Source organism: Tsukamurella spumae (genome assembly GCF_012396015.1).
GTDB classification, from domain to species: Bacteria; Actinomycetota; Actinomycetes; order Mycobacteriales; family Mycobacteriaceae; genus Tsukamurella; species Tsukamurella spumae.
Window position 1 is genome coordinate 69,302 of the sequence record NZ_JAAXOQ010000010.1, and the last position, 20,262, is coordinate 89,563.

Consider the following 20,262-nt stretch of genomic DNA (forward strand, 5'->3'; position numbering starts at 1 on the left):
AGGCGATGGCGACGGACGATGTGATGGCGCGTGTACTGCGCGAGGTCGATGAATACGCGGAGATCGACGGGACGACCTCCGTCGAGGTGATTCACCGGCTGGTCGCCGCGGGCGAGGACCCGCCGGTCAGGTCCATTACGGAGGTGGCGGAGATGCTCGACCTGTCCGCGCATTCGCTCCGCTACTACGAACGAGCCGGACTGATCACTGTCGATCGAGATTCCGCGGGGCATCGGGTCTATGATGCCGAGGCGCAACGCCGGCTGGTGTTCATCACGCGAATGAGACTGTCCGGCATGCCGATGCGCGACCTGCAGCACTACATCGATCTCGTCGAGGTCGGTGACGATTCCGTCCAGGAGCGGCTGGACATGCTCATCGAGCATCGCGACACGATTCGACGCCGTCTGCGCGAGCTAACGCTGTCCCTCGCCGCGACGGAGTACAAGATCGCGGTCTACGGTCGCGGGCAGGGGCTTTGACGGGGCTCAGGCAGGTCATCGGCGCGGGCGAGCGGGCCGCGCTCAGTCCCGCGCGAGGGCGGCGCGCACCTGCTGGGCCACGGTGGTGCGCTCGGCCGACTCGGGGAGGGCGTCGACGGGCCACCAGCGCAGGTCGTTCGACTCCTCGCTGATCGCGAGCGTCGGGGTTCCGGGGCCCACGGCGAAGGCGCGGAACCGCAGGTCCAGGTGGCGGGTCGGCACCCCCAGCGAGCAGCGGATGGGGTGGGTGTGCAGCGTGAGCAGGTCCGCGTCGAGCACGAGATCGGCCAGCCCCGACTCCTCGTGCCCCTCGCGGAGCGCGGCCGCGGGCACCGTCGAATCCGAGTCCTCGCAGTGCCCACCCAGCTGCAGCCACTCGCCGACCCGGGGGTGGTGCGTGAGCACCACGTGCGTGCGGTCCTGATTGAGGATCACGACCGACGCCGTGATGTGGCCCGGCACGTTGGCGCGGGCGCACGCGTTCGGCTGCGCGTCGAGGAAGGCGAGCACGGTGTGGCGCAGGGCGTCGTCGCAGCCGGTGCGGGCGTCGAAACGCGCGAGGAGATCGACGGCGGAGGCGTGCAGGGAGGCGAAAGTCACTGGGTCACCTGACGATCAGCATCTCGCCGGGCGGCAGCGGCGGCCGCGGCACGGACAGCACCGACGGATCGGCCGGGTACCCGACGGCGATCGCGCCGGCGGGCCGGTAGTCCTCGGGCAGGGCGAGCACCTCGCGCACGGTGTCGGCGGCGAAGATCGTCGAACCCACCCAACAACTCGCGATGCCGCGCACGGCGAGGGCGACCAGCAGCGACTGGACCGCGGCGCCCACGGCGACGGTGAACATCGTCTCCTCCGCGGCGGTGCGGCGGGCGTCGGGGTAGGCGTGCGCACCGTCGGGAACCATGAACGGGAGGATGAGTTCCGGGGCGTCGTAGAGCAACTGGCCGCGCCGGACCCGCTTCGCGACGGAGTCGGCCGTGCGGCCGTCGCCCGAGAGGTCCGCCGCCCACTGGTCCTTCATCGCGTCCAGGAGCGCCGTGCGGCGCTGCTCGTCGCGCACCCACACGAACCGCACGGGATGCGTGTGGTGCGGCGCAGGGGCCGTCAGGGCGTCCGCAACGGACTCCCGGATCTCGCCCTCGGGGACGGGCTCGTCGGAGAAGGAGCGCACCGACCGCCGGACCAGGAGCGCCTGCCGCCGAGCGGCTTCCACGCCCGTGTGGAACAGGTCGTCCTCACCGGGGCGGACCAGGCCGCGGGCGGTGGCCAGCGGCGAGCCCTCCGCCGGTGGCCGGACGGCGAAGCCCCGGACCACGGCCACGGGGACGCCGCCGAGCTTGCCCTTCACGAGATCCGCTGCGGCGGCGAGCTCGTCGGCGACGGCGATCTCCGTGACCACCAGGTCGTTGCCGTAGGCGTCCACCGCGCCGGCGTAGCCGTGCAGCACCTCCATGCCCGCCGCGCCGATCGCGGCATCGGTCTGGCCGGTGCGCCACGCGCGGCCCATGGTGTCCGTGACGAGCACGGCGACGTCGACGCCGAGCCGCTCCCGCAGACCGGCCCGGGTGGCCGCGGCGCTGCCGTCCGGGTCCTCGGGGAGCAGGGCGACGGTGTCCGACGCGACATTCGATGCGTCGACCCCGGACGCGGCCTGGACGATCCCCAGCCTGTTCTCGGTGATCCAGGTACGGCCCTTCGTGGCCAGCACGCGCACCGCCTCCTCGGCGATCAGCCTGCGCCGGAACGCGTCCCGCTCGTCCGGGTCCGACGGTGCCGCCAGGACCCGGCCCTCCGCCTTGGAGAAGACCTTCGAGGTGACGACCACGACATCGCCGTCCGCGAGCCATGGCGCGGCGGCGGCGAGCAGCGCCGCGATGTCGTCGCCCTCGGTCACCTCGGGCACGCCGAACACCGGCAGGATCTCCAGCGACGGTGCGCCGTGGTCGCGCTCGGGTCGCGACGGTGCCCCGCGCTCGGCCCCGGGCCGGGCGCTCACAGGCCCACCAGCTCGAGGCCGGCGTCGATCATGGCGGCGGTCGCCTGCGGCGAGCTCATGAGCAGCGGTACCGCGGCGACCGGCAGGCCGGGGATGTCGACGGCCGCGTCGGCCCCGTTGTCGTTCGAGACCAGCCAGCCGTCCAGGATGCCGTTGCCGCTGCGCGCCCCGAAGTGCTCGCCGATGGCCTGCGCGCTGGTCTCGATCCCGAGGACCTCCAGGCAGCGATCGGCCATGCCGCGCAGGGGCGCCCCGCCGATGACGGGGGAGACGCCCACGATCTTCGCCCGCGTGGTGCGCAGCGCGGCGCGGATGCCGCCCACCGACAGGATCGCGCCGATCGAGACGATCGGGTTCGAGGGGGCGAGGAAGACCACGTCGGCGTCCTCGATCGCGGCGATCGCCGCCCGAGATGCCTGCGCCTTCCCGGATCCCGCGCCGTCGGCGCCGCCGACCTGCGCGAAGCCGAAGGTCTCGATGTCCGCGCGGTAGCGCACCCACCACTCCTGGAAGTGGATGGCCTTCTTGGCGCCGTCCGTCGAATCCGGGTCGGTGACGACGACGTGCGTCTCGTGGCGGCCGTCGGTGGCGGGCAGCAGGCGGACTCCCGGCTGCCAGCGGTTGCACAGCGCGGCGGTGACATCCGTGAGCGAGTAACCGGAGCTGAGCATCTGTGTGCGGATCAGGTGCGTCGCCAGGTCGCGATCGCCGAGTCCGAACCAGTCGGGATCGGCGCCGTACTTCGCCAGTTCCTCCTTGGCGTTCCAGGTCTCGCCCCGGTGCCCCCAGCCGCGCTCGGTGTCGATGCCGCCGCCGAGGGTGTACATGCACGTGTCCAGGTCGGGGCAGATCCGCACGCCGTGCATCCACGCGTCGTCGCCCACGTTCACCACGGCCGTCACCGTGTCGCCCCCGTTCCCGGGGGCACCGTCGGTGGGGGATGCGCCGTCCCGCTCGGGAAAGGGGGTGACCCCGAACCGTTCCCGCGCGCCCTCGAGGAATCGCGCTCCGCCGACACCGCCCACGAGCACCGTCACCTTCACCTCACCGAGGGTAGTGGTCGCCGCGCGGACGCGCCGCCGACGGGGTCGCGGGGCCCTCGGGCGCCCGGTGGGCGATGACCTCGGAGGTTGGGGACCGAGGTGTTCCGAGTGGCATGATGGACGGTGCGGGGCGACCTCGGTCGCCGAGCCGGTCAGATCTGCGGAGTGTGACGCGGATTACATCTCAACCACGTGTCGAGGCCCGGGTTCGGGCCATCCAGGTGGTATTAGCTAATTTTCCGGTTCAGCTTGACGTGGCGGCTTTGCACGTGTGTAATCACAACCGTGTCATTCAGCGCGGCGTGATTGCTCGCGGCGGGCACATCGTGAAGAGAACCACCATCGAACACCACGAAAGCAACGAGGGAGGCGGGCCGGTGACGATCGACGCTCATCGTGAACCGTTCGGAAGCTTCTCCGGTGGGTCCAGCCGTGCGCACCTGAGCCTGGTGCCCACGGGTTTCGAGGAGCTCTACGAGGCTGTCGAGGACCAGTGGCAGGACCGCGCACTGTGCTCGCAGACGGATCCTGAGGCGTTCTTCCCCGAGAAGGGCGGCTCCACCCGCGAGGCCAAGCGCATCTGCCTGGGCTGCGAGGTGCGCAACGAGTGCCTCGAGTACGCACTGTCCAAGGACGAGCGCTTCGGCATCTGGGGCGGCCTGTCCGAGCGCGAGCGCCGCAAGCTCAAGCGCGGCATCATCTGACCGTTCGGGTCAGAGCGCGTCGGGGCCGGCGAGCAGCGTCTCCTCGGTCACGCCGAGATACCCGCTGATCTGGTGAACCAGGATCGCGAGGATCTCCTCCAATAGATCGGCCTCCGTTTTGGCTCGCCGTTGTAGTGGGCGGCGGAACACGATCAACCGTGCGCGCGTGCGATTGCCCCGTCGGTCGATGCCGGCGGGGACCATGCGCGCCAGCGGGATCGGCCCGTCGGCCTCCACCTCCTCGGGCCACGACACCGAGTCCGGGTCGTGCGGCAGGATCCCGGGCACGTCGTCCACCGCGATGTCGAGGTCCGTCAACCGCTCGTGCCAGAGCCCGTCGATCTCGGCGAAGGCGTCGAGGACCACCTCGTCGAAGCTCTGCGACCGGCTGCGGTGCGCCGGGAGCCCGCGTGGCACCAGGGGGCCGCGCAGGCCGTGTCCGCGCCGATCCCTCGCGACCCGGCGGCGCAATTGCGCGCCGCTGTCCGACGCCGGTCTCCTCGCTCTCATGATGCTCTCAGTGTAGGCGGAGGTCGCCGATCGAGGCCGTCGCGCACGGTCGTGCGGTGTGTCGGGAGCGCGCCCAACGGGCCACGGGTTAACCTTTCTCCTGTGAACTCCGTCCGTCAGTGCTGCCGCCCCGGCTGCAGGAACCACGCCGTGGCGACGCTGACGTTCGACTATCGCCAGTCGATCGCCGTGCTCGGCCCCCTGGGAACCACCGCCGAACCGCACGCGTGGGACCTCTGCGAGTTCCATGCCGGCCGCACCACCGCGCCCCGCGGCTGGGAGATGCTCCGCAACCTGCCCACCTACAGTGCGGCTTCGGTGGGCAACACCGCCCTGGACGACGACCTGACCGCCCTGGCGGACACCGTGCACGAGCGCGCCGCGCGCGATCGCGTCCGGATCGACCCGGCACCGTCGGACGGCCCGCTCCGGTCCCTCCCGTCCATCGGTGCCATGCGCCCCGTGCACGACGTGCCGCCCGCCCCGTCGGCTCCGCCCGGCAGCGGTGGTCCCAAGCACGCGGCCCCGACCGGCCGCCGCGGCCATCTCCGGGTGCTGCCGGACCCCGTCGACTGAGAGTCGCCCGCGTCGGATGCCGGGCCCGGCCCGATTGCCGATAGGGTGGGGCGTCCGTTACGGGGGCCGCCGGGCTCCCGCACGCCGTTCACAGGAGGTCGTCGAGCGTGGTTCGAACGCTGGAGTCCGTGCAGGCCGTCATCAAGGCGTACGACGTCCGAGGCATCGTCGGAGAGCAGATCGACGAGGCCTTCGTGCGCGACGTGGGCGCGGCCTTCGGCGCGCTGATCCGCGGCGAGGGCGCGACCGCCGCCGTGGTCGGCCACGACATGCGCGACTCCTCGCCCTCGCTGTCGGCCGCGTTCGCGGAGGGCGTCCTCGCCCAGGGCGTCGACGTCACCCTCATCGGCCTCGCCTCCACGGACGAGCTGTACTTCGCCTCCGGCCTGCTCGACCGGCCCGGCGCCATGTTCACCGCCTCTCACAACCCCGCGGCCTACAACGGCATCAAGCTGTGCCGGGCGGGCGCCAAGCCCGTCGGGCAGGAGACCGGGCTGCGCGTGATCACCGAGCAGGTCGCCAACGGCGTCCCGTCGTACGACGGTGCCGCCGGCCGCCTCACGGAGCGCGACGTGCTCGACGAGTACGGCGCGTACCTGCGGGGCCTCGTCGACCTGTCGGGCTCGCGCCCGCTGCGCGTCGCGGTCGACGCCGGCAACGGGATGGGCGGGTTCACCGTGCCGTCCGTGCTGGGCCCCGTCGAGTCGCTCGACGTGCGCGCGCTGTACTTCGAGCTGGACGGCGACTTCCCCAACCACGAGGCGAACCCGCTGGACCCGAAGAACCTCGTCGACCTGCAGCGGTTCGTGCTCGAGCAGGGTGCCGACATCGGCCTCGCGTTCGACGGTGACGCCGATCGCTGCTTCGTCGTCGACGAGAAGGGCGAGCCGGTCTCGCCGTCGGCCGTCACGGCGCTGGTCGCCGAGCGGGAACTGGCCCGGCACCCCGGTTCCACCGTGATCCACAACCTGATCACGTCCAAGGCGGTGCCGGAGATCATCGTCGAGAACGGCGGCACCCCGGTCCGCACCCGCGTGGGCCACTCGTTCATCAAGGCGCAGATGGCCGAGACCGGTGCCGTCTTCGGCGGAGAGCACTCCGCGCACTACTACTTCCGCGACTTCTGGGGCGCCGACTCCGGGATGCTCGCGGCGATGCACGTGCTGGCCGCGCTCGGCGAACAGGACAAGCCGCTCTCGGACCTGATGGGGGTCTACGACCGGTACGCCGCATCGGGCGAGATCAACTCGACGGTGGCTGACCAGGCGGAGCGCACGCGCGCCGTACTCGATGCTTTCGCAGACGAAATCCGGAGCACCGATGAACTGGACGGCGTGACGGTACAGTTGGTTTCGGGCGCCTGGTTCAACCTTCGCGCCTCCAATACGGAGCCGCTGCTCCGGCTGAACGTCGAAGCCGCGACACCGGACGAGGTGCGCGCACTGACCGAGCGGATCCTGGCGATCGTACGTGCCTGATCGCGCTGTCGCGCTGCTGGGACGGGAGGAAGCCGTGACCGAGATCATCGGTGCCGGAAGCGGACCGAACGGGCTCACCGATCTCGATGATCCGGCGGGTCTGATCGCGGCCGACGTGGGCGGACATCTGCGGGCCGCGGCCCTGGCGGGCGCGCAGGCGCGCGCCGTGGCCGCCGCCGTCGACGAGGGTGCCCTCGACCCGCTCGACGGCATCGCCCCGCGCGCGGTCGTCGTGGTGTGCGGGGCAGGTCCGGCCGCCGCCGCGGCCGGGTTCGTCGAGGCGCTGACCGCCGGCCGGTTCGACGTGCCGCTCGTGCGCTCGACCGAACTGCCGCCCTGGGTGGGCGCACTCGACGTGGTCGTGGTCTGCGGGTTCGACGCGGGAGACTTGGTGCTGGCGCGCGCGATCGCCGTGGCCTCGCGGCGCGGCGCGACCGTCGTCGTCGCTGTTCCGCTCGAGGGCCCGGTCGCCGAGGCCGCGGCGGGGCGCACCGTCGACCTCTCGCCCCGCCTGCGCGTGCCGGAGCGCTTCGGCTTCATCGGTGTCGCCGCGGCCCTGCTCGCGGTGCTCGGCCGGATCGCCGGTATCGACCGGTCGGCCGCGCCGGGCGAGGGCTTCCTGTTCGCCCTCGCCGACACGCTCGACGACGAGGCGCTGCGCGGCGCACCCGACCGCGACGTCGAGTCCAACCCCGCGAAGCGACTGGCGGCGCGGATGGCGGGCCGCCGGATCGCGCTGACCGCGGACACGGCCGCGGGGCTCGCGGTGGCCGAACACGCGGCCTCCCAGGCGCTGACCCTGGGCGGTCAGGTGGTCGCCGCGGTCGGCCTCGCCGATGTCGAGCTGGCCGTGCCGGAACTGGCCGCGGCACCGCGGGGCGGCGCGCTGAGCGGGTCGGACGCGCTCTTCCACGACCCGTTCCTGGACGGCCCGGCCGCGCAGACGCCGCTGCGGGTCCTGGTGGTCACCATCGAGGAGCGCGCGCCCATGGTGCAGGCCCGGCTGCGTGCCCTGCCCGACGTGGAGCCGCTGCCCGTGGACGAGGGGGCGCGTCGCGCGCCCGACACGGCGGGCCCGCGCGCCGATGCGCAGGAGCTGCTGGCGCTCGCGGTACGGTTCGATCTCGCGTCGGTCTACCGGCGCCTGACGGGAGAGGCGTGATGGAGCGGATCGAGGGTGTCGTCCGCCCGTACGCATGGGGCTCGCGGACCGTCCTGGCGACCATGCAGGGCAGGTCCGTTCCGTCGAACCATCCCGAGGCGGAGCTGTGGTTCGGGGCGCACCCCGCGGACCCGGCCACGCTGTACGACGGTGCCGGCGACGGGTCCGGCGGCGATCTGCTGTCCGCCATCGGCGCCGACCTGGACGGACAGCTCGGGGCCGCGTGCCGCGCCGAGTTCGGGGACCGGCTGCCCTACCTGGTGAAGGTGCTCGCCGCCGACGAGCCGCTCTCGCTGCAGGCGCACCCGTCACGGGAGCAGGCCGAGGAGGGCTTCGCCCGGGAGAACGCCGCGGGCATCCCGCTGGACGCGCCCGAACGCAACTACCGCGATGCCGCGCACAAGCCCGAGGTCGTCATCGCGCTCAGCCGGTTCGAGGCGCTCGCCGGCTTCCGGGACCCGGCCGTCACCGTCGAACTGCTGCGCGTGCTGGCCGTCCCCGAGCTGGACGGCTACCTGGGCCTACTCGCCGGCCAACCGGACTCGCAGGGCCTGCGCGCCCTGGTGACCACGTGGATCACGCTGCCGCAGCCCGCGCTCGCGGTGCTCGTGCCCGCGGTGCTCGCCGGGTGCGTGCGCTACCTGGAGAGCGGCGCGTCCGCGTTCAAGGGCGAGGCGGAACTCGCATTGACGCTGGGGGAGCGGTACCCCGACGATGCCGGTGTCCTGGCCGCGCTGCTGCTCAACCGGATCGTCCTGGAGCCGGGGCAGGCGCTGTACCTCGCGGCCGGCAACCTGCACGCGTACATCAACGGGGTCGCCGTCGAGGTCATGGCGAACTCGGACAACGTGCTGCGCGGTGGCCTCACGCCCAAGCACGTCGACGTGCCGGAGCTGCTGCGCGTGCTGGACTTCACGCCGCGCGCACCGTCGGACCTGGCGCCCCGCACCTCGACCGTCGGGCCCGAGGTGATCTTCTCCACGCCGGCGCCCGAGTTCCGGGTCTCCCGCGTGCGACTCGACGGGACGGCGCTCAAGCGCGCCGCGTCGGTGGAGCTGGACGCACGCGGCCCGCAGCTGCTCGTGGTCACGTCGGGGACGGTGACGGTGCGCAGTGCGGGCCGGGTGATCGATGTCCCGGCGGGCAGCGGCCTGTGGATGGCCGCGTCCGATCCGGGCGTGGTGGTCAGCGCGCACTCACCGGCGGCGGAGTTCTTCCGGACGCTGGTGGGCGGGCACTGAGCCGACTGATCGCCCCCGATGGGGCGATCGGGGGGGGGCTAGACGCCGCCGAGGTTCTCGTAGAAGGTCTCGGGGATGTCGAAGGTCTGCATGTTGGACACGGCGACGGTCTCCGGCTGGGCCTTGCTGAGCACGGCGAGCGGCTTGCCGTCGCGCGTGAGCAGCACATCGTCTCCACCCTCGACGATGCTGAGGAGCTGAGCGACGGTCTGGTCCGTGGTGTGCGCGAAAGTCTTGGTCATAGGGCCGACGGTAAGCGTTACTCGCCGGTACGCCAACAGGATTCGACTACCGGCGAGTAACACCGGCCGGTAATGTCGACCGGAGCTGCGCACGGACCGGTGTCCGCTTGTGTCCGAAATGCTTCGCGGAGAGCAGCGGTGGTGTTTGATGAGTCGTCACACCGTCCCACAACGACGAACACAGGAGCACCGGATGGCAAACCCACTGTTGCGTACGAAATCGGTGGAGCAGTCCATCGCCGATACCGAGGTCGTCGGCACCCGGCTGAAGAAGCAGCTGACCGCGTGGGACCTGACGATCTTCGGCGTCGCCGTCGTCGTGGGTGCTGGCATCTTCACGATCGGCGCGTCGACCGCCGGTGACTACTCGGGCCCGGCGGTCACGGTGTCGTTCGTCATCGCCGCGATCGCCTGTGGTCTCGCGGCCCTCTGCTACGCGGAGTTCGCGTCGACGGTGCCCGTCGCCGGCTCGGCGTACACCTTCTCGTACGCCACGTTCGGCGAATTCGTCGCCTGGATCATCGGCTGGGACCTGGTGCTGGAGTTCTCCATCGCCGCCGCCGCCGTGGCCAGCGGCTGGTCGAGCTATCTCGGCACCGTCTTCCACACCGGTCCGGCGGTGTTCCACCTCGGTGGCTTCAAGGTCGACTGGGGCGCGATGCTCATCGTCGGAGTGCTGACGGTACTGCTGACCTTCGGTGCCAAGGTCTCCTCGCGGGTCTCCGCAGTGATCACGGCGATCAAGGTCGCGGTCGTGCTGCTCGTGATCGCGGTCGGAGCTTTCTATATCAAGGGTTCCAACTACACCCCGTTCGTGCCCGAATCGGTTCCGGGTAAGAGCGAGGGGGTGAGCTGGACGTCCACGCTGTTCCAGGCGCTCGCAGGCAGCAGCTCGTCCTACGGCTGGTACGGCGTGCTCGCCGGCGCCGGCATCGTCTTCTTCGCGTTCATCGGCTTCGACATCGTCGCCACCTCCGCGGAGGAGACGGTGAATCCGCAGCGCGACGTGCCCCGCGGCATCATGGGCTCGCTCGCGATCGTCACCGTGCTCTACATCGCCGTCACCGTGGTCGTGACCGGCATGGCGAGCTACAAGGACCTCGCGACCAGCGCGGGCGACGGTTCCGGGAAGAACCTGGCGTACGCGTTCAAGCTCAACGGCGTCGACTGGGCCGCCACGATCATCTCCATCGGCGCTCTCGCCGGCCTGACCACCGTGGTCATGGTGTTGCTCATGGGCCAGAACCGCGTGCTCTTCGCGATGGCCCGCGACGGCCTGCTGCCCCGTCAGCTCGCCAAGACCTCCGACCGGGGTGTGCCGGTGCGGATCTCGGTGGGCGTCGGCATCGTGGTCGCGATCTTCGCCGGGCTCATTCCGCTGAGCGAGCTCGCCGAGCTGATCAACATCGGCACGCTGTTCGCCTTCGTCCTGGTGTCGGTGGGCGTGGTGGTCCTGCGCAGGAAGCGCCCGGATCTCAAGCGCGGCTTCCGCGCGCCGTTGGTGCCGCTGGTGCCGATCCTGTCGGTGGTCGCCTGCGGGTGGCTGATGCTCAACCTGTCGCTCGAGACCTGGTTCCGGTTCCTGTGCTGGATGGTGCTCGGCGTGGTCGTCTACTTCCTGTACTCGATGAACCACTCGCTGGTCGGGAAGCGGGCGCGCGGCGAGGTCATCGAGTCGCTCGCCGATTGATCATCTGCTCTGGACCGGGGTCGACGCAGCGCGCGTCGGCCCCGGTTCTGCGTTGGTGGACGTTCGCGTCGGCGCGGATGTTTCCGCGCCACGAGTGCAGGACGCGCGAATGCGTGGGCGCTTCGGTGGGCGCTCTCTCCGATTCTGTCCGGGTCGGACAGGTGCGGCGTACGATTCAGAATCGTGAACACCGACGTGGGGGTAGCACGCTGGCGGGAGCTGATCGAGGCATTCCTCGTACAGCGGGAACGGCTGGTCCGGATCCATCCGGATCTGTACGAGATGTCGCGGCCGAATCCCGGCGCGACGGAGGAGCAGTTGGTCGCCGCGGAGGAGCGGCTGGGGTTCCGGATCCCCGCGCAGTACCGCGAGTTCCTCACCGTCGCGAATGGCTGGCGTGAGTGGAATCAGGACACCGCGCTGCTCCCGTGCGACGAGATCGGTCACGGCACGATCAGTGAGTCGGAAGGGCTCGGGATCAGGCTGGCGGACGGGGACGTCCTCGTCGAGTGGCGCAGCGACGACGACTGGCTGCGGATCGCCGACAGCGACGGAACCTACTGGGAGACGTTCATGCTGCATCGGGACTCCCAGGGGTACCGCGCCGGCCAACTGATGATGACGCCGCATGGCGACCGCTTCCACGACTCCTTCGAGGACTACCTCGTCGACCAGTTGGCGGCGCTGACCGAGTGGCTCGACGGTGAGGAGCTGGGCCCGCACGGGAGGTACTGGGGCAGGGATCTCCGGCTGGACCCGCCGACGATGCAGCAGATCGTCGATCGTCTCGCCGCCCTGCGCGTCGAGTTCGCAGAGCTCAGTGGTGACCCCGTCCCCGATCCACCGAACCCGCCGGCCGCACCGTCGGACATCACCGCGCTGGAAGGGCACCTGGGTCGGCAGCTGCACCCGGAGCACCGCGAGTTCCTGGAGGTCGCCGACGGCTGGCCGGGCAACCCCCACCCTCTGAGCTGCGCGGAGATCATCACCGGTGACGCGTGGGCCGAGGCGCTGGCGGCGCGCGACCGACACAACGACTGGCAGGCCGCGGAGTTCGCGAGATTCGGCGGCTCCACGTGGCAGAAGCCCGGTCCGGCGGCCGAAGCCGCAGCCGGCGTTTCGGTGACGCCCTTCGCGACGCAGGTCATCTCGGTATGGGGGGTCGATACCGAAGACGGCCGTGTACTCGACGTGCTCAGATATGCGGAGGACCTTGCGCGCGGCTACAAGGGATCGTACGGCACCGTGCGCGAGCACCTGCTGTCGCAGATCGACGGACTGTGCCAGCAGATCGAGTCGTGGCGACGGACGTTCTCGTGAGCCGCTCATCGTGAACTCGGCAGGTTTCTGCATCACGAGGCCGTATGTGGCTTCCCGACTCATGAACCCGCCGGTTTCACGATCGCATGACGGGCGGAGGGGTTCATCCTTGCAGGCCGCGATAGCCTGGAGCGCGTGACTTCTACGTTGACCGCCGATACGGCGAACGGAATCGATTTCAAGGTCGCGGACCTCTCGCTCGCCGAGTCCGGCCGCAAGCAGCTGCGCCTGGCGGAGCACGAGATGCCCGGCCTGATGGCGCTGCGCCGCGAATACGCCGATGTCCAGCCGCTCAAGGGCGCGCGGATCTCGGGTTCGCTGCACATGACGGTGCAGACCGCGGTCCTCATCGAGACGCTGGTGGACCTCGGCGCCGAGGTGCGCTGGGCGTCCTGCAACATCTTCTCCACCCAGGACGAGGCGGCCGCGGCCGTCGTCGTGGGGCCGCACGGCACCGTCGAGGCCCCGCAGGGCGTGCCGGTGTTCGCGTGGAAGGGCGAGAGCCTGGAGGAGTACTGGTGGGCCGCCGAGCAGATGCTGACCTGGCCGGGTGAGCCCGCCAACATGATCCTCGACGACGGCGGCGATGCCACCATGCTGGTGCTGCGCGGCGCGCAGTTCGAGGCCGCCGGCGTCGTCCCGCCCACCGACGAGAGCGCCGACAGCGCCGAGTACCAGGTGTTCCTGGCCCTGCTGCGCGCATCGCTCGCGAAGGACGCGACGAAGTGGAGCAAGATCGCCGAGTCGGTCAAGGGCGTCACCGAGGAGACCACCACCGGCGTGCTGCGCCTGTACCAGTTCGCCGCCGCCGGCGAGCTGGCCTTCCCGGCGATCAACGTCAACGACTCGGTCACCAAGAGCAAGTTCGACAACAAGTACGGCACCCGCCACTCGCTGATCGACGGCATCAACCGCGGCACCGACGTGCTGATCGGCGGCAAGAAGGTCCTCATCACGGGCTACGGCGACGTGGGCAAGGGCTGCGCCGAGTCGCTCGCGGGCCAGGGCGCGCGCGTCCAGGTCACGGAGATCGACCCGATCAACGCCCTGCAGGCCCTCATGGACGGCTACGACGTGGTCACCGTCGAGGATGCGATTGGCGACGCCGACATCGTCATCACCTCCACGGGCAACAAGGACATCATCCTGCTCGAGCACATGAAGCAGATGAAGGACCACGCGATCCTCGGCAACATCGGCCACTTCGACAACGAGATCGACATGGCCGGCCTGGAGAAGTCGGGCGCCGTGCGGCTGAACATCAAGCCGCAGGTCGACCAGTGGACCTTCGGCGACACCGGCAAGTCGATCGTCGTGCTCTCCGAGGGCCGCCTGCTGAACCTGGGCAACGCGACGGGCCACCCGTCGTTCGTGATGTCCAACAGTTTCAGCAACCAGGTGATCGCCCAGATCGAGCTGTGGACCAAGCCCGACGAGTACGACAACGAGGTCTACCGCCTGCCGAAGCACCTCGACGAGAAGGTCGCGAAGATCCACGTCGAGGCCCTGGGCGGGCACCTCACCAAGCTCACCAAGGAGCAGGCCGAGTACATCGGCGTCGACGTCGAGGGCCCGTACAAGCCCGAGCACTACCGCTACTGAGCGGCACCGTCGCGCCGGCGACCGGTCGGCACCGTCGGCCCCGCTAACGCACCCGCGACGTACTGACACACACCTTCCACCCTCCGGACTCCTTCCGGAGGGTGGCGGTGTCTGTGACGGTCTGCGCGACGCTCGACGCCGAGCCGATCGGCACCGTCGTCTGCTCGGCGGTCGCGGTGCCGGCGTCGGCGTCGATGCGTACGGCTCCGACGGTCACCTTCCAGCGTCCGCTCGGCCCCAGCGTCGAGTCGATCTCGGCGGCGAAGGTCTGCGCGGTGTACTGCAGCTGCAGCAGCGCGGCGTCGGCGGAACAGCGGGTTGCGATGAGCGCCGCCAGGTCCCGGTTGTTGATCGCCGTCGTCTCGGCGGCGACGACATCACGGATCTGCTGCTCGTCGTCGCTGCCGCGGTGCGCGAGGATGTACCACGTGGCGCCGATGATGATCGCGATGATCAGCGCCGTCGCGCCCACCACGATCGCCACGGACCGGTCGCGCTGCGGCGGTCCCGACGGTGCGGCCGGCCAGGCTGGCGCGGGCGCAGACGGCACGGGCGCCGGGGCCGGCACGGGTGCGGACGGCGCGGTCGGAAGAGGCTGGGGCGGCAGCGGATTCGGCACCGCCCCGGTGACTGCGCGCCCCGTCACGAAGGGCGTGCCGGCCGACGAGACGGGGCCGCCCGGCGCGAACTGCTGCGGCGGCCGCGGCGGCGCGATCCCGAGCCTGCGATAGGTCTCCGCGGGCAGGACGGGATGCAGGAGCTCGCGGGGATCAGTCGGGCGCATCGGCGCGCTCCTCGGAGGCGGCCGGCGCGTGACTGCGGCGTTCCAGGGACTGCAGCAGCGCGGTCAGTGCGTCCAGCTTCTCGTGCACCTCGTCGAGCTCGCGGCGCATGTAGTCACGGCTCGCGGCCTCGCCGACGGCCAGGCGCACCGACGCCAGCTCGCGGGCCAGGAACTCCGTGTCGGCCTTGGTCTGGGCGGCGCGGGCGCGGTCCTCGTCGAGCGAGACGCGGTCGCGGCTCTCCTGCCGGTTCTGCGCGAGCAGGATCAGCGGCGCCGCGTACGCCGCCTGCGTGGAGAACGCCAGGTTGAGCAGGATGAACGGATACGGGTCGAAGCGCAGTGCGATCCAACTGATGTTGATGATCACCCAGACCACGACGATCACCGTCTGGATCGCCAGGTAGCGGCCGGTGCCCAGGAACCGCGCCACGCGCTCGGCGCCCTGGCCGATCATGTCGTCGCCCAGGTTCAGCTGGAAACTGCGGCCCAGCCGCGGCGTATCGAGCCGGGAGCGGTCCTTCATCCGGTGACCTCCACGGTGTTGTCGTCGTCCTCGTCGCGCCAGTCGTCGGGCAGGAGGTGGTCGAGCACGTCGTCGACCGACACGGCGCCCAGCAGGTGATTCTCCGCGTCGATCACCGGCCCGCTGACCAGGTTGTACGCCGCGAAGTACCGGGTCACGGCGCCGAGCGGGTCGTCGGGCCCGAGTCTCGGCAGGTCGGTGTCGACGATGCCGCCCACCAGGTCCGCGGGGGGCTCGCGCAGCAGCTGCTGCAGGTGCACCGCGCCGAGGTAGCGGCCCGTCGGGGTCCCGGTCGGGGGCCGGACCACGAACACCATGCTGGCCAGCGCGGGGGTGATGTCCTGGTTCCGGGCCCGGGCCAGGGCCTCGGCCACGGTGGTCGACGGGGTGACCACGATCGGCTCGGGCGTCATCATGCCGCCCGCGGTGTACGGCGAGAACGTGAGCAGGCGGCGGACCGTCCCCGAGTCCTCCGGGTCCATCACGGCCAACAGCTCCTCGCGCTGGCTGTCGGGGAGCTCGCCGAGGAGGTCGGCGGCATCGTCGGGGTCCATGGCCTCGAGCACGTCGGCGGCCCGCGCCTTGGACAGGTAGGCGATGACCTCGGCTTGGTCGTCGTCGCCGAGCTCCTGCAGCACGTCCGCGAGCCGCTCGTCGTCGAACGCCGCCGCGAGGGTGAGCCGTCGCTGTGGCGGCAACTCGCGCAGGGCCTGCGCGACATCGGTGGCGCGCATGTCCTCGAACACGGTCAGTGCCTCGGCGATGTCGTGATCGGCGCCCGTGAGCGCGGTGGTGGTGAAGCCGGACACGTGGGGGAGGTCCACCACCTGGACGCCGCCGCGCCGACTCCAGCCCGTCGCGCGGATCTTGAGGGCCAGACGGTGCACCACCCAGTCCCGGGTGCGGGTCTGCTCGATCCCCACGTCCACGACGGACGCGTCGGCACCGTCGTACTCCTCGCCGGGCTCCTCGATCCGGACCTTGGTCCCCAGGAGCTGGCCGAGGGCGAGGGCCTCGCCGGGCCGGATGTGCAGGCGGCGCAGGCTGACCGAGCCGGTGTTGAGGGTGATGGCGGCCGGTTCGACGCTGGTCACGCGCAGCATCGGCACGAAGATGCGCCGGCGGTTGGCCAGCTCGACGGCGAGGCCGAGGACCCGTGGCGCCTTGCGATCGGCGCGCAGGCCGATCACCGCATCCCGGACACGGCCGACCGACTCACCGTCCGGGCCCACGACGGGGAGGCCGGACAGTCGAGCGACGAATACTCTGGAGGCAGCCGACATGGTGTTCAGGGTAGTTTCGTTATGTACCGCATGTGAGGGAGGGCGTCGAATGTCGCAACCGTTACCCGGTCCCGGGTCGCAGAATCGCGCCGGAGGGCCCGCCGGGCAGCCGTTCCGGGGGCTGCCGACGCCGCCGAAGGGCTGGCCGATCGGTTCGTTCGGTACCTACGCCGAGGCGCAGCGCGCGGTCGACTATCTCTCCGACCAGGAGTTCCCGGTCCAGAACGTCACGATCGTGGGCGTGGACCTGATGCAGGTCGAGCGGATCACGGGGCGCCTGACCTGGGGGCGTGTGCTCAGCGCGGGCGCCGCGTCCGGCGCGTGGCTCGGCCTGTTCCTCGGCCTGCTGGTCGGGTTGTTCGTGGGCGGCGGCGCGAACGTGCTGCCCACCGTGATCGCGGGCATCGTCGGCGGTGTGGTGTTCGGTCTGATCAGCGCGGCGGTGCCGTACTGGGCCTCGCGCGGCACCCGCGACTTCTCGTCGACGATGCAACTGGTGGCCGGGCGGTACGACGTGCTGTGCGATCCCCAGGTCGCCGAGCAGGCCCGGGACATGCTGGCGCGGTTGAACATTCAGTAGGGTCCGATCGCCGGCGCGAGGAGCCTCGGCAAGTCGGGTGGTGTGTTGTTCCCGATGGTGATGCGCCTGGCGCATACCCTCGTCTGTGCAGGTAGCGAGCCCTTTTTCTGAGTTCGGTTATGCGTTTTCTGCATGGCGCGACAATGGTGCGCACCCAGGAGCCCTCGGCACGGCGGGCAGGCCGTCAGCAGGGGCGCGGTGCGTCGCGGCCCTAGCGCAACCCGGACCGCGGGGTTGCAAACATTTGCAAAACCGCTTTCCTCGTGGCGCAGCTCACAGTGCGGTACGGTGCCCGCATGACGAGAACCTCCAGTACGTCCCGCGGCGTGCAGTGGGGGCAGCGCATCGCGAGGCGGTTCTGCAAATACTTGCTCGCGGCGTCCGCCTCGGTGCGATCATCGAAGGATGATTCCGAAGAAGCAGGTCGCGATGAAGGACGTCGCGCAGCGCCTCGGGATCTCGATCTCGACGGTGTCGCGGGCACTGACCGGCAAGCCGGGCGTCGCGCCGGCGACCAGGCGGCGGATCGTCGACGGGGCGGCGGCGCTCGGCTACGTCGCGGACTCCGGGGCGCGGGTCGTGCGCAACCGTGCCGGCCGGATCTGCGTGGTGGTACCGCGTCTGGACGCCTGGTACTACGCGGCCGTAGCGGACGGCGCGCAGGAGGCGCTGCGCGAGCGCGGCTACACGACCGTGCTCCGCTGTGTGCGTACACACGCCGAACGACTCGACTTCTTCCGGACGGTTCCCGAGGAGGACGTGGACGGCTTGATCGCGGTGAGCTTCCCGATGGATGCACAGATCCTCGATCGTGTGGCGCGGATGTCGGCGCCGGTGGTCGCGGTGTCGTCCCGACCGCCGGGCGTGCCGTCCGCGACGATAGACGATCGACTCGCGGCGACGCGCGCCGTCGGACACCTCGTCCGGATGGGGCATCGACGGATCGGGCTGATCCGCACGAGCGACCCGGAAGGTGTCCTGTGGGACGCGGACGTAGCGCGGGACGAGGGCTACCGGTCCGCCATGGCGGCACAGGGGATCCCGGTGTCGGACGACCTGATGGTCACGGCGCCGTGGGGGATCGAGGGCGGTGCGGAGGCGATGGAGCGGCTGCTCGGCGTGGTGCCGGCTCCGACCGCAGTCTTCTGCTTCTCCGACGAGGTGGCGTTGGGTGCGCTGCGCACGTTGCGGCGGATGGGGATCGCGGTGCCCGAGCAGATGTCCGTGATCGCCGTCGACGATCACCCGATGGCCGGTCTCGCGGACCTGACCACGGTGGCGCAACCCGCGCGACGGCTCGGGATGGAAGCCGCGCGGCTGGTGCTGGCCCGGTTGGACGGCGGCACGGCGGAGGATGTGGTCCTGGACACCCGCCTCGTCGCGCGTCACACGACTGCCGTGCCCCCGTGATCCGGGGTCGTAGCCGACCACGATCGAGGGGACCGCAAGGTCATCGTTCGTCCCACGAAAAGCATTGGTGCGCAGCATGTTCGTTCGTTCGGGTCGTCTCGTGACGCGGCCGCGGGGCGAGCCGAGCGCGATTGGCACGGGAATGCAAGATGTGGTGTTCGTCACCACGGGCGTGTGTTAGTTTTCGCAATGCCGTTCGATCGGGCGGCGCAAGGAGGATGGGCGATGGAGTGGAAACCGGTTCGCCGCAGGGCGCTGGCGGTGGGACTGACGGTGGCCCTCGGGAGTTCACTGTTGGCGGGGTGCGGGTCCAGCGAGTCCGGCGTGGTCATCACCGTCGGTACGGGTGCGGACAGCATCCCGGCCCTGAAGAAGGCGGCCGCGGGCTGCTCGACGAGTGACTACAAGGTCGTCACCGAGACGATGCCCCGATCGGCCGACGACACGCGACTGCAGTGGGCGCGCCGCATCACCGGCAACGACAAGTCGCTGTCGATCCTCGCGCTGGACGTCACGTGGACGGCCGAGTTCGCCGCCGCCGGTTGGCTGGTGGACATGCCGGACGATGTCGTCGAGCGGACCAAGAAGCGCGTGCTGGCGGGCCCGCTCAAGACGGCGACCTATCAGAACAAGGTCTACGGCGTGCCGGCGTGGGCCAACACGCAGCTCCTCTGGTATCGCAAGGATCTGCTCTCCAAGCTCACGGGCAAGCCGATCACGAGCCCGCCCAAGCTCACGTGGCAGCAACTGCTCGACTACGCCGCGCAGTCCGGCAAGGCGGGAGGCCCGACCGGGATCGCCGTCACGGCGGCCCAGTACGAGGGCATGGTGGTGTGGTTCAACTCCCTGCTCGAGAGCGAGGGCGGACGGATCGTCGGCGACGACGGGACGACGCTGGTGCTCGGTGAGCAGCAGAACAAGGACGCCATGATCCGCGCGCTGCAGATCATGAAGGACGTCACCACGGCTCCTGGTCACGCCGCGGGCATCACCAACTTCATGGAGACCGAGGCCCGCCTGTCGATGGAGCGTGGTGAATCGCTGTTCGAGCTGAACTGGCCGTTCGTGCTGCCGTCGATGCAGCAGAACGCCGCCGCGGGATCGGTGCCGTGGTTCGGCAACGAGCTGGCGAAGTTCAAGGGCGTCGACAAGCCCGACGCCGGTCAGCTGCGCCAGATGAATCAGCTCATCCGCCAGAAGTTCGACTTCGCGCCGTATCCCCAGGTCAAGGCCGGTGTTCCGGCGAAGGCCACGCTCGGCGGGGCGAACCTGATGGTCGCGAAGACCGCGCAGCACCCCGATCTGGCCTGGAAGGCCGTCGAGTGCCTCACGAACAACGAGTCCGAGAAGATCTACGGTCTCGACGCGGGCACGCCGCCCACCGTCCCGGCGGTGTACGACGACCCGGAGTTCATCACGGTCTACCCGGCGGCGAAGCTGATCCGGGATCAGATGCAGGAGAACACCGCGGCGGTCCGCCCGCTCACGCCGTCCTACCAGGCGATGTCGACCCTGCTCGCGGCGAAGCTCGCTCCCGTGGGTGGCTGGGACCCGAGGTCGCTCGCCGATGAACTGATCGACGCCGCGCAGAAGGCCGTCGATGGGAAGGGGCTCGTCCCGTGACAACCGCTGA

Annotated in this window: 20 protein-coding genes; 12 read left to right on the forward strand and 8 right to left on the reverse strand. The window is 70.5% G+C overall.

Annotation, left to right across the window (positions count from 1 at the left end):
• Positions 1-5: 5 nt before the first annotated feature.
• Positions 6-482, forward strand: a complete 477-nt coding sequence (locus HF999_RS09410) for a MerR family transcriptional regulator (RefSeq protein WP_168545619.1) — start codon at positions 6-8, stop codon at positions 480-482.
• Between the two features lie 42 nt (positions 483-524).
• Here HF999_RS09410 and HF999_RS09415 read toward each other — a convergent pair whose 3' ends face one another.
• Genes HF999_RS09415 through cofD form a run of 3 tightly spaced genes read right to left on the reverse strand, consistent with a single transcriptional unit; the run spans position 525 to position 3,524 of the window.
• Positions 525-1,082: an NUDIX hydrolase gene (locus HF999_RS09415; protein ID WP_168545620.1), complete on the reverse strand. Its 558-nt coding sequence runs from the start codon at positions 1,080-1,082 to the stop codon at positions 525-527.
• Positions 1,083-1,086: 4 nt separating this feature from the next.
• Entirely contained in the window at positions 1,087-2,481 is a 1,395-nt protein-coding gene (locus HF999_RS09420; protein ID WP_168545621.1) for a coenzyme F420-0:L-glutamate ligase, read from the reverse strand.
• A complete protein-coding gene (gene cofD / locus HF999_RS09425) occupies positions 2,478-3,524 on the reverse strand; it encodes a 2-phospho-L-lactate transferase (protein WP_168545622.1) in 1,047 nt (348 codons plus the stop codon). The genes HF999_RS09420 and cofD overlap by 4 nt, the downstream gene beginning before the upstream one ends.
• Positions 3,525-3,901: 377 nt before the next feature.
• Between cofD and HF999_RS09430 the strand changes: the two genes are divergently transcribed.
• Complete coding sequence (locus HF999_RS09430; protein WP_068575139.1) at positions 3,902-4,228, forward strand: WhiB family transcriptional regulator; 327 nt, start codon at positions 3,902-3,904, stop codon at positions 4,226-4,228.
• 9 nt (positions 4,229-4,237) lie between these two features.
• On the opposite strand, the gene HF999_RS09435 is transcribed toward HF999_RS09430, so the two are convergent.
• Complete coding sequence (locus tag HF999_RS09435) at positions 4,238-4,738, reverse strand: metallopeptidase family protein (protein WP_168545623.1); 501 nt, start codon at positions 4,736-4,738, stop codon at positions 4,238-4,240.
• 102 nt (positions 4,739-4,840) lie between these two features.
• Between HF999_RS09435 and HF999_RS09440 the strand changes: the two genes are divergently transcribed.
• The 4 genes from HF999_RS09440 (at position 4,841) to manA (ending at position 9,195) form a co-directional block, all read left to right on the forward strand.
• Positions 4,841-5,314, forward strand: a complete 474-nt coding sequence (locus HF999_RS09440; RefSeq protein WP_168545624.1) for a DUF3499 domain-containing protein — start codon at positions 4,841-4,843, stop codon at positions 5,312-5,314.
• A 107-nt stretch (positions 5,315-5,421) separates the two neighbouring features.
• Positions 5,422-6,792 carry a phosphomannomutase/phosphoglucomutase gene (locus tag HF999_RS09445; RefSeq protein WP_168545625.1) on the forward strand — a complete coding sequence of 457 codons (1,371 nt, stop codon included), beginning with the start codon at positions 5,422-5,424 and terminating at the stop codon, positions 6,790-6,792.
• Positions 6,785-7,954 (forward strand): TobH protein, encoded by a 1,170-nt coding sequence (locus HF999_RS09450; RefSeq protein ID WP_168545626.1) that lies wholly within the window; start codon positions 6,785-6,787, stop codon positions 7,952-7,954. Before HF999_RS09445 ends, HF999_RS09450 begins: the two co-directional genes overlap by 8 nt.
• Positions 7,954-9,195, forward strand: coding sequence for a mannose-6-phosphate isomerase, class I (gene manA, locus HF999_RS09455; protein ID WP_168545699.1), 1,242 nt, complete (start codon positions 7,954-7,956; stop codon positions 9,193-9,195). The genes HF999_RS09450 and manA overlap by 1 nt, the downstream gene beginning before the upstream one ends.
• 38 nt (positions 9,196-9,233) lie before the next feature.
• Here manA and HF999_RS09460 read toward each other — a convergent pair whose 3' ends face one another.
• Entirely contained in the window at positions 9,234-9,437 is a 204-nt protein-coding gene (locus tag HF999_RS09460) for a hypothetical protein (protein ID WP_168545627.1), read from the reverse strand.
• 193 nt (positions 9,438-9,630) lie between these two features.
• Between HF999_RS09460 and HF999_RS09465 the strand changes: the two genes are divergently transcribed.
• The 3 genes from HF999_RS09465 (at position 9,631) to ahcY (ending at position 14,049) form a co-directional block, all read left to right on the forward strand.
• Positions 9,631-11,127, forward strand: a complete 1,497-nt coding sequence (locus tag HF999_RS09465) for an amino acid permease (protein ID WP_168545628.1) — start codon at positions 9,631-9,633, stop codon at positions 11,125-11,127.
• Positions 11,128-11,310: 183 nt separating this feature from the next.
• Positions 11,311-12,447 (forward strand): SMI1/KNR4 family protein, encoded by a 1,137-nt coding sequence (locus tag HF999_RS22185; RefSeq protein ID WP_210733640.1) that lies wholly within the window; start codon positions 11,311-11,313, stop codon positions 12,445-12,447.
• Between the two features lie 126 nt (positions 12,448-12,573).
• Positions 12,574-14,049, forward strand: coding sequence for an adenosylhomocysteinase (gene ahcY / locus HF999_RS09475; RefSeq protein ID WP_168545700.1), 1,476 nt, complete (start codon positions 12,574-12,576; stop codon positions 14,047-14,049).
• Positions 14,050-14,092: 43 nt separating this feature from the next.
• Here ahcY and HF999_RS09480 read toward each other — a convergent pair whose 3' ends face one another.
• Genes HF999_RS09480 through HF999_RS09490 form a run of 3 tightly spaced genes read right to left on the reverse strand, consistent with a single transcriptional unit; the run spans position 14,093 to position 16,639 of the window.
• Positions 14,093-14,833, reverse strand: a complete 741-nt coding sequence (locus HF999_RS09480) for an Rv0361 family membrane protein (RefSeq protein ID WP_168545629.1) — start codon at positions 14,831-14,833, stop codon at positions 14,093-14,095.
• Positions 14,820-15,356 carry a DUF1003 domain-containing protein gene (locus HF999_RS09485; protein ID WP_168545630.1) on the reverse strand — a complete coding sequence of 179 codons (537 nt, stop codon included), beginning with the start codon at positions 15,354-15,356 and terminating at the stop codon, positions 14,820-14,822. Before HF999_RS09485 ends, HF999_RS09480 begins: the two co-directional genes overlap by 14 nt.
• Positions 15,353-16,639 carry a magnesium transporter MgtE N-terminal domain-containing protein gene (locus HF999_RS09490; protein ID WP_168545631.1) on the reverse strand — a complete coding sequence of 429 codons (1,287 nt, stop codon included), beginning with the start codon at positions 16,637-16,639 and terminating at the stop codon, positions 15,353-15,355. The genes HF999_RS09485 and HF999_RS09490 overlap by 4 nt, the downstream gene beginning before the upstream one ends.
• 49 nt (positions 16,640-16,688) lie before the next feature.
• On the opposite strand from HF999_RS09490, the gene HF999_RS09495 reads away from it, so the two are divergent.
• The 3 genes from HF999_RS09495 (at position 16,689) to HF999_RS09505 (ending at position 20,252) form a co-directional block, all read left to right on the forward strand.
• Positions 16,689-17,219 carry a YflT domain-containing protein gene (locus HF999_RS09495; protein WP_210733641.1) on the forward strand — a complete coding sequence of 177 codons (531 nt, stop codon included), beginning with the start codon at positions 16,689-16,691 and terminating at the stop codon, positions 17,217-17,219.
• Between the two features lie 405 nt (positions 17,220-17,624).
• Positions 17,625-18,629: a LacI family DNA-binding transcriptional regulator gene (locus HF999_RS09500; RefSeq protein WP_168545632.1), complete on the forward strand. Its 1,005-nt coding sequence runs from the start codon at positions 17,625-17,627 to the stop codon at positions 18,627-18,629.
• Positions 18,630-18,854: 225 nt separating this feature from the next.
• Positions 18,855-20,252, forward strand: coding sequence for an extracellular solute-binding protein (locus HF999_RS09505; RefSeq protein ID WP_168545633.1), 1,398 nt, complete (start codon positions 18,855-18,857; stop codon positions 20,250-20,252).
• Positions 20,253-20,262: the final 10 nt, after the last annotated feature.

Excerpts from the sequence above, each read along its gene's own strand:
- HF999_RS09460 (WP_168545627.1), bottom strand. The coding sequence starts at position 9,437 with ATGACCAAGACTTTCGCGCACACCACGGACCAGACCGTCGCTCAGCTC.
- HF999_RS09410 (WP_168545619.1), top strand. The coding sequence starts at position 6 with ATGGCGACGGACGATGTGATGGCGCGTGTACTGCGCGAGGTCGATGAA.
- HF999_RS09495 (WP_210733641.1), top strand. The coding sequence starts at position 16,689 with ATGTCGCAACCGTTACCCGGTCCCGGGTCGCAGAATCGCGCCGGAGGG.
- HF999_RS09505 (WP_168545633.1), top strand. The coding sequence starts at position 18,855 with ATGGAGTGGAAACCGGTTCGCCGCAGGGCGCTGGCGGTGGGACTGACG.
- HF999_RS09485 (WP_168545630.1), bottom strand. The coding sequence starts at position 15,356 with ATGAAGGACCGCTCCCGGCTCGATACGCCGCGGCTGGGCCGCAGTTTC.
- HF999_RS09480 (WP_168545629.1), bottom strand. The coding sequence starts at position 14,833 with ATGCGCCCGACTGATCCCCGCGAGCTCCTGCATCCCGTCCTGCCCGCG.
- HF999_RS09490 (WP_168545631.1), bottom strand. The coding sequence starts at position 16,639 with ATGTCGGCTGCCTCCAGAGTATTCGTCGCTCGACTGTCCGGCCTCCCC.
- HF999_RS09465 (WP_168545628.1), top strand. The coding sequence starts at position 9,631 with ATGGCAAACCCACTGTTGCGTACGAAATCGGTGGAGCAGTCCATCGCC.
- manA (WP_168545699.1), top strand. The coding sequence starts at position 7,954 with ATGGAGCGGATCGAGGGTGTCGTCCGCCCGTACGCATGGGGCTCGCGG.
- HF999_RS09500 (WP_168545632.1), top strand. The coding sequence starts at position 17,625 with ATGATTCCGAAGAAGCAGGTCGCGATGAAGGACGTCGCGCAGCGCCTC.
- HF999_RS09435 (WP_168545623.1), bottom strand. The coding sequence starts at position 4,738 with ATGAGAGCGAGGAGACCGGCGTCGGACAGCGGCGCGCAATTGCGCCGC.